Here is an 11,555-nt window from a genome sequence, read left to right on the forward strand (position 1 = left end):
TAAAAAGGGCTGACAACTGTCAGCCCTTTTTCTTTTCTCTTTCCGCGCTTATTCGCGCCAGAGAATATGGCAAAGTTTGTGATCTTTTTCGCGGCACAGTAATACGCGTGCGAAAATGTCATTGATCTCGCCGCCATCGGTATCCGCAAGGCCAATGACCACCTCAGCGAAGAAGTCCGGGTTTAAATCGTAATCTACATGTTCTTGCCAGTCTTCGCCCGGATCAAACAACTCAGCGCCGCCACGCTCTTCAAACTGTAAGTTGAAAAGAATGATGTCCGCCGGGTCGAGATTGTCCGCTGCCAGTTCGAGGAAGATGTCGTAAGCCTGCTCAAGGGTTTCGTCTTCGGTCAGGCGATTATTCAGATCCATTTCCATGATTACCTCTTCACGTCTGTTGGGCACGTTTTACAGCAACGGACTGAAGAAGTAAAACAGTCGTTCAGCAATGCGGTGCCAGAACGGCCGTTTTATCCACAAACGCGCATCAAGTAAGCGGGAGCGGGAGATGTAATCATCCTGCACGGCCGCCAGATCGCCACCAAAACCAGCATCGTCAATCACCAGCGTGATTTCGAAATTCAGCCACAGGCTACGCATATCCAGATTCACGGTACCGATGAGACTCAGTTCGCCATCAACCAGCACGCTTTTGGTATGCAACAAACCGCCTTCGAACTGGTAAATCTTTACGCCTGCGGCCAGCAACTCGCCAAAAAAGGCCCGGCTGGCCCAGCCGACAAGTAGCGAATCGTTTTTACGCGGCAGAATAATACTCACGTCCACACCGCGCTGCGCCGCCGTACAAATCGCATGCAGCAGGTCGTCGCTGGGCACGAAATAGGGCGTGGTCATAATTAAATATTCGCGTGATGCGTAGACGGCGGTTAGCAATGCCTGGTGGATCAGATCTTCCGGAAACCCTGGTCCGGAAGCAATGGTATGAATGGTGTGCCCGCTGGCTTCCTCAAAAGGCATGATGTTGGCATCAGGCGGCGGGGGAAGAATGCGTTTTCCGGTTTCTATTTCCCAGTCACAAGAGTAAACAATCCCCATTGCCGTAGCGATCGGACCTTCCATCCGCGCCATCAAATCGACCCATTGACCGACGCCAGCATCTTGTTTAAAGAAGCGCGGATCGACCAGATTCATGCTGCCAGTGTAGGCGATGTAATTGTCTATCAACACGATTTTTCGATGCTGGCGTAAATCCATGCGGCGCAGAAAAACACGCATTAAATTCACCTTCAGCGCCTCGACCACTTCAATACCGGAGTTTCGCATCATGGTTACCCACGGGCTGCGAAAAAACGCCACGCTGCCCGCGGAATCCAGCAACAGGCGACAGTGCACGCCGCGGCGCGCTGCGGCCATTAACGATTCGGCCACCTGATCCGCCATTCCGCCGGGTTGCCAGATGTAAAACACCATCTCGATATTGTGGCGTGCGAGCTGAATATCGCGGATTAATGCCTGCATAACATCATCAGTCGAGGTGAGTAGCTGCAACTGGTTGCCCTTAACCCCGGCGATCCCCTGGCGTCGCTCGCAGAGCTTGAAAAGCGATGACGCCACACCGCTGTTTTCTGTCGCAAAAATATGTTTGAAATTTTTCAGATCATTCAGCCACTTGGCGGTGGAAGGCCACATAGCGCGGGCGCGCTCGGCACGACGTTTTCCAAGGTGCAGTTCACCCAGGGAAAGATAGGCGATGATCCCAACCAGCGGCAGGATGTAAATAATCAATAACCACGCCATCGCGGAGGTGACAGCGCGGCGTTTCATCAATATGCGCAGTGTTACACCAGCAATCAGTAGCCAGTAACCTAAGACAATCAGCCAACTCATTACCGTGTAAAAAGCGGACATAGATAAAATCCTTTTAAAAAAACCGTATTTCATGAGTGTACGCATCCGCATTCATCTGGCAAATAAAAACGCTGAAAAGCGCTGGCCTGGCGAAGTTGACGGACTATAATGGCGTTTCTGTTAAGTTTTGAGTTGTAAAAATGAAGCGTAGTCGAACGGAAGTGGGGCGCTGGCGTATGCTGCGGCAGATGAGCCGCCGTAAAGCGCGCTGGCTGGAAGCGCAATCACGTCGCAATATGCGCATCCACGCCATCAGGAAATGTGGCGTAAACCGTCATCGTAATGTGCTGTTATTCGCTATTTACGATCTTTAATATCCGGGCACCAAACAGGTGCCCGCGATCGTTTCTGGGCTTAATGCTAAAGAGGGAGTTGTCGTATGTCGGTCATGGATAGTCTTTTGGCTTTTACCTTCGCTGCCACGCTTTTGACGTTAACACCGGGGCTGGATACGGCGCTGATACTACGCACTGCGACAGTTGAAGGGCGCAAAGAGGCTTTTAAAGCGCAGATGGGGATCAACACCGGTTGTCTTATCTGGGCGCAATGGTGGCGTTTGGCCTGGGCGCGCTGATCGCGGTATCTGAGCTGGCGTACAATCTCCTGAAATATTGCGGCGCTGCCTATTTATGCTGGTTGGGCCTGAATATGCTGCTGCGCCCACGCAGATCGTTTGCTGCGGTGGACGCAAGCGAAACGAAATCGCAAAACTGGTTTATCAAAGGGATGTTCGGCAACGTGCTTAACCCGAAAGTGGGCATTTTTTATGTCTCATTTTTGCCGCAGTTTATTCCGCAGGGGCAACCGTTAATCGCGTGGACGTTTGGCTTGGTTTTTATTCATCTTTTACTGGGCACCTGCTGGTCGACGCTGCTGATTTCTGCCACGCGCCCATTGGCGTCATTCCTGCGTAAAGAAAAAGTTATACGCTGGATGGATCGCTGCACTGGGATGGTTTTTTTGCTGTTTGCCACCCGTCTGGCGCTCAGTAAACGTTAATATTGTCCGGTAACCCATATGAATAAAGAAGCCTTTATATTTCTCGGTATTGCCATTGTGATGGAAGTGATTGCCACCACGGCGCTGAAATCTTCCGACAGCTTTACCCGTTTGTTACCCGGCTTTATCAGTATCGCCGGGTATTGCATTGCCTTCTGGTGCCTGACAATTACTATGCGCACTCTTCCAACCGGAGTGATTTATGCCATCTGGTCCGGTGCCGGTATTGTGCTGATAGGTCTTGCTGGCTGGCTTGTACACGGGCAAAAACTGGATATGCCGGCAATCATGGGGATGGGATTAATTATCGCCGGGGTGGTGATTATTAATCTTTTTTCCAAAAGCGTTGGGCATTAAATAATAAACCGCCAGAGCAATCTGCCTGTTAAAAAATCTCTTTCGCAGCAGACGAGCATATATATCGGTGTCGGGCGAGTTCGTTAATACGCCGCGATTTGCGCAGGTGCTGAACTCACCAGCCGGATGTGAAGTGCCGCCAGGTTCTGAAGCAGATTTTAAAGTAAAAGACCCGCCGTGGCGGGTCTTTTCTTTTTAGAATACTTTTTTGAACGGTTTCACCGTCACGTTCTGGTAAACCCCGGCAGCAACGTAGGGATCGGCTTCTGCCCAGGATTTCGCCGCTTCCAGCGATTCAAACTCAGCAATCACCGTCGAGCCAGTGAAACCCGCCGCTCCCGGATCGTTGCTGTCGACAGCGGGCATTGGGCCAGCAGTCAGCAGGCGGCCTTCATCGTGCAGCAGTTGCAGTCTCGCCAGATGGGCAGGGCGCACGGACAAACGTTTTTCGAGCGAGTCAGCAATATCTTCAGCAAAAATAACGTACAGCACGGGCAGAACTCCTCACAGAAAAGAAAGCCATACCGTATGTGAAAGGTGGCACGACTGCAATGTAAAGATGGTAATGGCGGTAACATCCTTGCAAAATATGCGGCTTTTTTGCCCGTTTACCTGACTAAATTGCCCGCGTATGCGATGGCTTGTTGAATATGATTGCTATTTGCATTTAAAATCTAGCTCTGGATTTTTAACTGACACGATTATGACTTCAATGACCCTCGATTTACCTCGCCGCTTTCCCTGGCCAACGCTGTTGTCTGTTGGTATTCACGGTGCCGTCGTGGCGGGTCTGCTCTATACATCGGTACATCAGGTCGTTGAACTGCCCGCACCTGCGCAGCCCATTTCGGTCACTATGGTAGCGCCTGCCGATCTGGAACCACCTCAAGTTGCTCAACCGCCGGAGCCGGTTGTTGAGCCGGAACCCGAGCCTGAGCCGGTTCCTGAGCCACCGAAAGAAGCGCCTGTGGTGATTGAAAAGCCCAAACCGCAGCCAAAACCTAAGCCAAAGCCGAAACCGGAGAAAAAGGTCGAGCAGCCGAAGCGCGAAGTCAAACCGGTAACTCCGCAACCGGCCTCGCCGTTTCAGAATAACGCGCCCGCGCGCCCGGTCGCGAATCCGACCCCGTCGGCGGCAACCCAGCCAGCGCCGGCTGTTCCTGCCGGCCCGCGTGCGCTGAGCCGTAATCAACCGCAGTATCCGGCCCGCGCGCAAGCGCTGCGTATCGAAGGTCGGGTAAAAGTGAAGTTTGATGTCACCTCAGATGGCCGTGTTGAAAATGTCGAAGTGCTGTCAGCGCAACCGGCAAATATGTTCGAGCGTGAAGTAAAAACGGCAATGCGCAAGTGGCGTTATGAGGCCGGGAAACCGGGTTCGGGATTAATTGTGAATATCGTGTTCCGCCTGAACGGCGGCGCCTCAATGGAATAAAAAAGCCTCCGTAAGGAGGCTTTTTCTTATGCCTGAGGTAACGGGCGCGGTTTACCTTCATTATCCACTGCGACGTAAATAAACAGCGCTTCCGTCGCTTTATAACGCTGACCAATTGGCTCGGACGAGACCTTCTTCACCCACACTTCAATATTAATCGTCACCGACGTGTTGCCCCGTTTAACGCAGCGTGCGTAGCAGCACACCACGTCGCCGACCGCCACCGGGCGAAGAAACGTCATGCCGTCAACGCGCACCGTCACCACGCGACCATGCGCAATTTCCTTGGCTTGTATTGCCCCGCCAATATCCATTTGTGACATTAACCAGCCGCCAAAGATATCGCCGTTGGCATTGGTGTCTGCTGGCATTGCTAATGTGCGTAAAACAAGATCTCCCTGGGGAGTGTCCTGAAGGGTTGTCATTGTTATCTCTTCTGCTATGAGGGATTTATGGCGGGATGCTACTACGAATGCGGGGCGTTCGGAAAGAAAAAAGCCAGGCGCGGTGGCCTGGCTTTTAGTCTCAGGATTTGTCGTCCTGCGCGGGCATGTGGCGGTAGATATAAACGCCGCTCAGCACGGTGAAGAGAAGGGTCAGGGCGGTTAAGCCAAACACTTTGAAATTCACCCAGATATTCTGCGGCAGCCAGAAGGCAATGTAGATATTTGCCAGACCACACAGAATAAAAAACAGCGCCCAGGCGATGTTCAGCTTGCCCCAAACGGCCTCCGGCAGCGCGATCTCTTTGCCGAGCATGCGCTGGATCAGCGGCTTTTTCATTACCCACTGGCTGAAGAGCAGCGCTGCAGCGAACAGGGCATAAATCACTGTCACCTTCCATTTGATAAACTCATCGTTATGGAAGAAAAGGGTCAACCCGCCGAATACGGCGACCAGCACAAAAGTTATCAACGCCATCTTTTCCACTTTGCGATAGCGCACCCAGCTGTAAATCAGCACGATAGCGGTCGCGATAATCAGCGCAGTGGTCGCTGCATAGATATCGTACAGTTTGTAAAAAGCGAAAAAGACCACCAACGGCAGAAAATCAAGAAACTGCTTCATTCTACGATTCCATCATAAGGGGTTGCCCGCAGACGCAGGCAACCGGAACAATCACGAACGCATCAACATATAGAGGCGGAACAGATAAACCAGCAGCGCCGCTGAAATCAGGTTGCTCAACGTATTGGCAATCACTTCGCCGCCTTCCACAGTGAACACCGCAAAGTTATGTGCGAACAGCAGCAGGAATGTTTTCGCCAGCAACCATCCTATTACCGCCGGAGCCACAAGACGCATATTTGCCCAGGCAAGGCGCATGCTGTTACGCATAGCAGCGAAAATCCCTGTTTTATCCTGCACCACTATCACCGGGGCGAACGCGAGCAGGATCGCCAGAATGACGCCTGGGACAATCACAAACATGATGCCAATTTGCACGATAAACGTGGTCAGCAGGATCAGTAAAAATAACTTCGGCAACAGTGGCGCACTGGCACCAATCGCCCGCAAGGCGCTGATACGCTGACCCGCCGAAATCATCTGGATCATCAGCAGCACACCACCGACGAGAATGGCGTTGCCCACAAGCCCGGAAAATGTCGACGCCGCAGAGGCGCGCAGCAGCACTTGTTGCTGCTCCGGCGTCATATTCTGCACCAGTTCAAACAACCCGACGCTGCCTGCGAGATTATCCCCTTCACTTAAAATGGAGAGCTGCTCTTCACTGGGCTTAAAGGCGCTCCCCAGCAAGAATGTGATAAACGCACAAAGCAACGCGATCAGTAAAATGGTAACGAACTGATTACGAAAAAAATTCCCCGTGTCACGGTAAACGGACTTCGCCGTGATAGACATGCACTCTCCTTGAGTATAGCGGTGTTAAATTGCGGGCAATTGTACCCCGAATACACTCTCAGTGGCAGCATCGCTGCTTGTATGGAAAAGCATATCTTTGTAAAGAGGCGCTAAACCGTAGCGCGCGCGAGCACGATCGCAGGCTTCATTGACCTTTCCCTCTTCGCCGGACATCGCAAATTCCCGGCATGGCGACGGCCTGTTCGCATAAATACTGCAGCTGGCCGACTCGCCTGGCGTACCTTGTAGCGCCGTGCAGCGGCTCTGCTTTTGGTTAGTTCCGCTCATACAGCGCAGAAAGGGGGTTAGCGGCTCGGTGAGGTGAGCCGGGACAGGGCCGCCAGCGTCATCCGCTTCTGCCCAGTAGAAAGAGACTCGAAAATACGCACAACAGGCTCCGCACGACATGCACGGATTGATATCACTCATAGCGCACCTGCATTTAACGACGCATCAACATAAATTGTCAGGCCAATAAATTATCGCTGCCGAAGAAGGCGCACAAGATGGGCGAACAGATATTTTTTTAACCACCCCACAAAGCGAAAATTGATTTAAATACAAAAGTTAATGAGTGTAGCGAGTAGTGAAAATTAACCCAGATCAATGAATGTTAAATTACGGGGTCAAGTGTGATCTGTGTTGGATCACTTTGTACTCAGTTATAGGTATATTCACGGCGCGATAAAAACCTTAAACATGGAGTGGATATGAAGAAGTTAGCCGTGGCAGCATTGATCCTGAGTAGTCTTTCTACAGGTGTATACGCGCATGAAGCTGGCGAGTTTTTCATTCGAGCCGGTTCCGCGACGGTACGTCCGACGGAAGGTTCAGATAACGTTTTAGGCGCTCTGGGCAGTTTTAATGTCAGCAATAACACCCAACTGGGTGTGACGATGAGCTGGATGGCGACCGACAATATCGGCGTTGAATTACTGGCCGCGACGCCGTTTCGTCACCGCGTTGGCACCGGTCCAACCGGCGACATCGCCACTGTGCACCACCTGCCGCCGACATTAATGGCGCAGTGGTATTTCGGTGATTCACAGAGCAAACTGCGCCCGTACCTTGGGGCAGGGGTAAACTACACCACTTTCTTTGATGAGAAATTTAACGATACCGGGAAAGAAGCCGGGCTGTCGGATTTGAGCCTGAAAGACTCCTGGGGCGTGGCAGGGCAAGCCGGTGTGGATTACTTAATCAACCGCAACTGGCTGATTAACATGTCCGTATGGTGGATGGATATCGATACGGATGTGCGTTTTAAAGCGAATGGTGAGCAACAAAGCGTACATACTCGCCTGGATCCGTGGGTGTTTATGTTCTCTGCTGGCTACCGTTTTTAAGCGTATTGTGGAAACTGGTTTATCGATAACCAGTTTCCACGCATTTCTGCACCACATCACCATGCGGGTATCTTTCAGCGTATTAAACCGTTTTCTAACACCCTCGCGCTGCGCACATCAGACACAGAGACACTGTAAGCAGCGGTTAAACTCTCATTTGTTCAGACACAATGTAGCGCAACAGAAGGCGAAATGACGTATTACGAATGCCAACGTCTGACTTTCTTTCGCGTAGCTATGGCGCATTCACGACAAGCCCGCTGACACATTCAGCACCACAAACGAACGCCCCGAAATGCGCTACTCACAATAGCGGCAGGTCATATATGCACCCGCAACGCAGAGCGTCAGCGGCACAAAAAAGCTGAAATCCATGCCGGTGAATTCCATCAGCAACACAATGGCGGTGAGCGGCATTTGCATGGATGAGGCGAGAAAAGCCGCGCCGCCAGTCAGTGCGAATTCCGCCATACTGCCATCGGGGAAAAACTGTCCTACCAGCAGGAACATCAGCGCACCCAGCAGGGCGCCGATCGCCAGCCCGGGCGTGAGCAGACCTCCTTCGGCTCCGCTGCGTAGCACCATCCAGATACTTAGCACTTTTAACCCAATCAACATTGCCGCCAGCGGCAGCGTAACGTCTCCGCCGAAACTCAGCTGTACCGGACCGCGCCCGTTGCCTGGTAATTGCGGAAACCAGATAGCGAGCAAGCCGAGGCAGGCAAAAGCGATAAAGCAGAAGACCGGCATCTGCCAGTTGCTTTTCACCTGCGCCCGTGCATTTTTGGTCATCCGCCGGAACAGACTGGCAGCATAGCCGAATAACGGACCGGATAAGGTTGCCCAGATAATCAAAGAGAGGGGCGCTGCGGGAGCAGTAAAGAGATACTGCCGCTCGTTGCCCAGCACCAGCGATGTCACGAACGCGGCGAGGGCGGAGGTGACAATGGCGGCAATGACCGCATCCCAACTGATCGTGACCAGCAGTACCTCAAGGGTAAAAATCGCGCCCGCCAGCGGGACATTATACACCGCCGCCAGCCCGGCACCGGCGCCGCAGGCGATCACCAGTCGGGTTTCTTGTACATTTAAGCCGATATGCCTTGCGATCCCACCGCCAAACAGGGCACCAACTTCACGCGGTGCGCTTTCACGCCCTAGCGGCGAGCCCATCGCCACGGTAACAACTTGCAAGAGCGCATGAGTTATGGTGGTGAAAGCAGGCATCGGGCGTTGAACATCTTTGAGCGCAGCGCCAACACTGACGCGTTTTTTTGCATAGTGTGCCAGGAGCCACCAGCCCCAGCCAGCCACCACACCTGCAGCAGCAAGAGAAGCAAAACGGCGCAGGGCGCTGGCATCCGTTACGCCCTGCAGGAACGGCGCGCCGCCAATCAGCGATTGCTGGCTATAACCAAAAGCGAGGTGCTGGATGGCATGAAGGAGAAGGGCAATCAACATGCCAGCCGCACCGGAAAGTAGCCCGGTCAGCAGCAGGGCCAGCCAGCGACGTTGCCAGCAGGAATCAGGGATCTCACGCATGTTGTTTTTATCGGTCTCATAATTTTTAGGATTATTATTCCACAGAAAATATGAACCTTTTAACAATGCGTCAGGAAAAATGTGCGGATAAACAGGAAAGTACACCGCCTGAATCAACAGGCGGTGCGGGAGGTTAACGCGGCAAAGTAGCACCTTTCAGGCTCTGCACAAAGGCTTTCAGTTCAGCCAGCATAGCCGTTGGGTTGGTGAGGTTTTTCTCAATGATTTTCACAATCGCGGAACCGGAAATCGCGCCGGCGGCACCTGCTTCTACGGCAGCGCTCACCTGCTCCGGTGCGGAAATACCGAAACCCTGCAGCGCAGGCGCAGCGTGATACTCGGTAAGTTTTTCCACCAGATGGTGCAGAGGCAGCGCCGCACGGTTTTCCGCGCCCGTTACCCGGCGCGCGAAAGCAGGTAGGTGTATCCCCGGCCATAAGAGGCAATCTGGCGCAGCAGATCGTCGTCCGCGTTTGGCGGGCAGATAAAGATGGGCGCGATATTATGGCGCAAAGCCGCCTGGCGGAATGGCGCGGACTCTTCAATCGGCACATCCGCGACCAGCACAGAATCGACGCCGACTTTTGCGCACTGGGCATAGAATTCGTCAATTCCCCGGCTGAAAACCAGGTTGGCGTACATCAGCAAGCCAATGGGGATCGTTGGGTGTTTCTGGCGAATAGCTGCCAGCATTTCGAAACATTGTGACGGTGTCACGCCTGCGGCAAAGGCGCGCAGCGTGGCGTTTTGAATGGTTGGACCGTCCGCCAGCGGGTCGGAAAACGGTATCCCAAGCTCAAGCGCATCCGCACCCGCTTCAATCAGCGTATCAATGATTTTTAGCGACAGTTCCGGAGACGGATCGCCCAGTGTGACGAAGGGAACGAATGCACCTTCTTTGCGCGCGCTCAGCTGTTTAAATACATTGTCATAGCGTTCCATCAGATTTCCCCTCGCGCTTTCAGGATGTCATGTACGGTAAAAATGTCTTTGTCGCCGCGCCCGGAAAGGTTCACCACCAGCAACTGCTCTTTGTCCGGGTTCTCGCGCATCATTTTTAGCGCATGGGCGAGGGCGTGCGAAGATTCCAGCGCTGGAATAATGCCTTCATGGCGGCACAGGATTTTGAAGGCTTCCAGCGCTTCGTCATCGGTGATGGAAACATAATCGGCACGACCCGTACTGTTAAGGTACGCATGCTGCGGCCCGACAGACGGGAAATCGAGACCCGCAGAGATAGAATAAGACTCTTCGATCTGGCCTTCATCTGTCTGCATCATCGGCGATTTCATGCCAAAATAGATGCCAACGCGACCATGTTTCAGCGGCGCGCCATGCTCGCCAGTTTCGATACCGTGACCCGCTGGTTCCACCCCGATCAGGCCAACAGACATTTCGTCTATAAAGTCGGCGAACATGCCAATAGCATTAGAACCGCCGCCCACGCAGGCGATAACGGCATCCGGCAGACGCCCCTCTTTTTCAAGGATCTGCGCTTTGGTCTCTTCGCCGATCATGCGCTGGAACTCGCGCACAATGGTCGGGAATGGGTGCGGACCCGCCGCAGTGCCCAGCATATAGTGCGCGGTTTCATAGCTTCCAGACCAGTCACGCAGCGCCTCGTTACAGGCATCTTTCAGCGTGGCGGAGCCGCTATGTACCGGGATCACTTCCGCGCCCATTAAGCGCATGCGGAACACGTTTGGTGACTGGCGTTCCACATCTTTTGCGCCCATATAGATGCGACATTTCAGACCCAGCAGAGCGCTCGCCAGCGCCGAGGCCACGCCATGCTGACCGGCCCCCGTTTCGGCGATAATTTCGGTTTTGCCCATACGTTTTGCCAGCAGCGCCTGACCCAGCACCTGGTTGGTTTTGTGCGCGCCGCCATGGAGCAAATCTTCACGCTTGAGGTAAAGCGTGGTGCGCGTACCGGCGGTAATGTTCTGGCATTTGGTCAGCGCGGTCGGACGTCCGGCATAATTTTTCAGCAGATCGTTAAATTGTTGCTGAAATTCGGCATCGCTCTGTGCGCTGACAAAAGCTTCTTCGAGCTGGCGCAGCGCCGGCATCAGGATTTGCGGAACGAACATTCCGCCAAACTCGCCAAAATAGGGATTCAGTAGTGTCGTCATTATCTTCTTTCC

At 53.2% G+C, this 11,555-nt stretch carries 13 protein-coding genes and 2 pseudogenes; 5 read left to right on the plus strand and 10 right to left on the minus strand.

The genetic code is table 11. The annotated features are described in order from the left end of the window. Positions 1–48: 48 nt before the first annotated feature. Together C813_RS33580 and cls are read right to left on the minus strand one after the other, a co-directional pair. On the minus strand, positions 49–378 hold the full coding sequence (locus C813_RS33580; RefSeq protein ID WP_016495844.1) for an HI1450 family dsDNA-mimic protein: 330 nt from the start codon (positions 376–378) through the stop codon (positions 49–51). Positions 379–408: 30 nt separating this feature from the next. Beyond that, on the minus strand, positions 409–1,869 hold the full coding sequence (gene cls / locus C813_RS33585; RefSeq protein WP_017457169.1) for a cardiolipin synthase: 1,461 nt from the start codon (positions 1,867–1,869) through the stop codon (positions 409–411). 140 nt (positions 1,870–2,009) lie between these two features. Between cls and C813_RS46955 the strand changes: the two genes are divergently transcribed. The 3 genes and pseudogenes from C813_RS46955 to C813_RS33595 all read left to right on the plus strand — a co-directional run bounded on the left by C813_RS46955 (position 2,010) and on the right by C813_RS33595 (position 3,225). Next, positions 2,010–2,183: a YciY family protein gene (locus C813_RS46955; protein ID WP_017457170.1), complete on the plus strand. Its 174-nt coding sequence runs from the start codon at positions 2,010–2,012 to the stop codon at positions 2,181–2,183. Between the two features lie 65 nt (positions 2,184–2,248). After that, positions 2,249–2,868, plus strand: a pseudogene (locus C813_RS33590) (LysE family translocator). A gap of 18 nt (positions 2,869–2,886) precedes the next feature. Next, positions 2,887–3,225 (plus strand): SMR family transporter, encoded by a 339-nt coding sequence (locus C813_RS33595; RefSeq protein ID WP_017457172.1) that lies wholly within the window; start codon positions 2,887–2,889, stop codon positions 3,223–3,225. A 195-nt stretch (positions 3,226–3,420) separates the two neighbouring features. Here the strand turns inward: C813_RS33595 and C813_RS33600 are convergent, their stop codons facing one another. Next, a complete protein-coding gene (locus tag C813_RS33600) occupies positions 3,421–3,717 on the minus strand; it encodes a YciI family protein (protein WP_016495849.1) in 297 nt (98 codons plus the stop codon). A 220-nt stretch (positions 3,718–3,937) separates the two neighbouring features. Here C813_RS33600 and tonB point away from each other — a divergent pair, with 220 nt between their 5' ends. Next, on the plus strand, positions 3,938–4,657 hold the full coding sequence (gene tonB, locus C813_RS33605) for a TonB system transport protein TonB (RefSeq protein ID WP_017457173.1): 720 nt from the start codon (positions 3,938–3,940) through the stop codon (positions 4,655–4,657). A gap of 26 nt (positions 4,658–4,683) precedes the next feature. On the opposite strand, the gene yciA is transcribed toward tonB, so the two are convergent. From yciA to C813_RS33625, 4 genes are all read right to left on the minus strand, one after another. Further along, complete coding sequence (gene yciA, locus C813_RS33610) at positions 4,684–5,082, minus strand: acyl-CoA thioester hydrolase YciA (RefSeq protein WP_017457174.1); 399 nt, start codon at positions 5,080–5,082, stop codon at positions 4,684–4,686. 100 nt (positions 5,083–5,182) lie between these two features. Continuing rightward, positions 5,183–5,725: a septation protein A gene (locus tag C813_RS33615; protein ID WP_016495852.1), complete on the minus strand. Its 543-nt coding sequence runs from the start codon at positions 5,723–5,725 to the stop codon at positions 5,183–5,185. 51 nt (positions 5,726–5,776) lie between these two features. Beyond that, on the minus strand, positions 5,777–6,520 hold the full coding sequence (locus C813_RS33620) for a YciC family protein (protein ID WP_017457175.1): 744 nt from the start codon (positions 6,518–6,520) through the stop codon (positions 5,777–5,779). Positions 6,521–6,544: 24 nt separating this feature from the next. Beyond that, positions 6,545–6,949 (minus strand): YkgJ family cysteine cluster protein, encoded by a 405-nt coding sequence (locus C813_RS33625; RefSeq protein ID WP_017457176.1) that lies wholly within the window; start codon positions 6,947–6,949, stop codon positions 6,545–6,547. Between the two features lie 281 nt (positions 6,950–7,230). Here C813_RS33625 and ompW point away from each other — a divergent pair, with 281 nt between their 5' ends. Next, positions 7,231–7,866: an outer membrane protein OmpW gene (gene ompW, locus C813_RS33630; RefSeq protein ID WP_017457177.1), complete on the plus strand. Its 636-nt coding sequence runs from the start codon at positions 7,231–7,233 to the stop codon at positions 7,864–7,866. A gap of 300 nt (positions 7,867–8,166) precedes the next feature. Here the strand turns inward: ompW and C813_RS33635 are convergent, their stop codons facing one another. The 3 genes and pseudogenes from C813_RS33635 to trpB all read right to left on the minus strand — a co-directional run bounded on the left by C813_RS33635 (position 8,167) and on the right by trpB (position 11,543). Continuing rightward, complete coding sequence (locus C813_RS33635) at positions 8,167–9,408, minus strand: chloride channel protein (protein WP_025263595.1); 1,242 nt, start codon at positions 9,406–9,408, stop codon at positions 8,167–8,169. Positions 9,409–9,541: 133 nt separating this feature from the next. Then, positions 9,542–10,350, minus strand: a pseudogene (gene trpA / locus C813_RS33640) (tryptophan synthase subunit alpha). After that, entirely contained in the window at positions 10,350–11,543 is a 1,194-nt protein-coding gene (gene trpB, locus C813_RS33645; RefSeq protein WP_017457180.1) for a tryptophan synthase subunit beta, read from the minus strand. The pseudogene trpA and the gene trpB overlap by 1 nt, the downstream one beginning before the upstream one ends. Positions 11,544–11,555 lie beyond the last annotated feature (12 nt).

Origin of the sequence: Kosakonia sacchari SP1 (assembly GCF_000300455.3) — a bacterium.
Classification (GTDB): domain Bacteria; phylum Pseudomonadota; class Gammaproteobacteria; order Enterobacterales; family Enterobacteriaceae; genus Kosakonia; species Kosakonia sacchari.

What these genes read in the sequence shown, in the direction of transcription:
- C813_RS33580 (WP_016495844.1), bottom strand. Translation starts at nt 378, where the DNA reads ATGGAAATGGATCTGAATAATCGCCTGACCGAAGACGAAACCCTTGAG.
- cls (WP_017457169.1), bottom strand. Translation starts at nt 1,869, where the DNA reads ATGTCCGCTTTTTACACGGTAATGAGTTGGCTGATTGTCTTAGGTTAC.
- C813_RS46955 (WP_017457170.1), top strand. Translation starts at nt 2,010, where the DNA reads ATGAAGCGTAGTCGAACGGAAGTGGGGCGCTGGCGTATGCTGCGGCAG.
- C813_RS33595 (WP_017457172.1), top strand. Translation starts at nt 2,887, where the DNA reads ATGAATAAAGAAGCCTTTATATTTCTCGGTATTGCCATTGTGATGGAA.
- tonB (WP_017457173.1), top strand. Translation starts at nt 3,938, where the DNA reads ATGACCCTCGATTTACCTCGCCGCTTTCCCTGGCCAACGCTGTTGTCT.
- yciA (WP_017457174.1), bottom strand. Translation starts at nt 5,082, where the DNA reads ATGACAACCCTTCAGGACACTCCCCAGGGAGATCTTGTTTTACGCACA.
- C813_RS33615 (WP_016495852.1), bottom strand. Translation starts at nt 5,725, where the DNA reads ATGAAGCAGTTTCTTGATTTTCTGCCGTTGGTGGTCTTTTTCGCTTTT.
- C813_RS33620 (WP_017457175.1), bottom strand. Translation starts at nt 6,520, where the DNA reads ATGTCTATCACGGCGAAGTCCGTTTACCGTGACACGGGGAATTTTTTT.
- C813_RS33625 (WP_017457176.1), bottom strand. Translation starts at nt 6,949, where the DNA reads ATGAGTGATATCAATCCGTGCATGTCGTGCGGAGCCTGTTGTGCGTAT.
- ompW (WP_017457177.1), top strand. Translation starts at nt 7,231, where the DNA reads ATGAAGAAGTTAGCCGTGGCAGCATTGATCCTGAGTAGTCTTTCTACA.
- C813_RS33635 (WP_025263595.1), bottom strand. Translation starts at nt 9,408, where the DNA reads ATGCGTGAGATCCCTGATTCCTGCTGGCAACGTCGCTGGCTGGCCCTG.
- trpB (WP_017457180.1), bottom strand. Translation starts at nt 11,543, where the DNA reads ATGACGACACTACTGAATCCCTATTTTGGCGAGTTTGGCGGAATGTTC.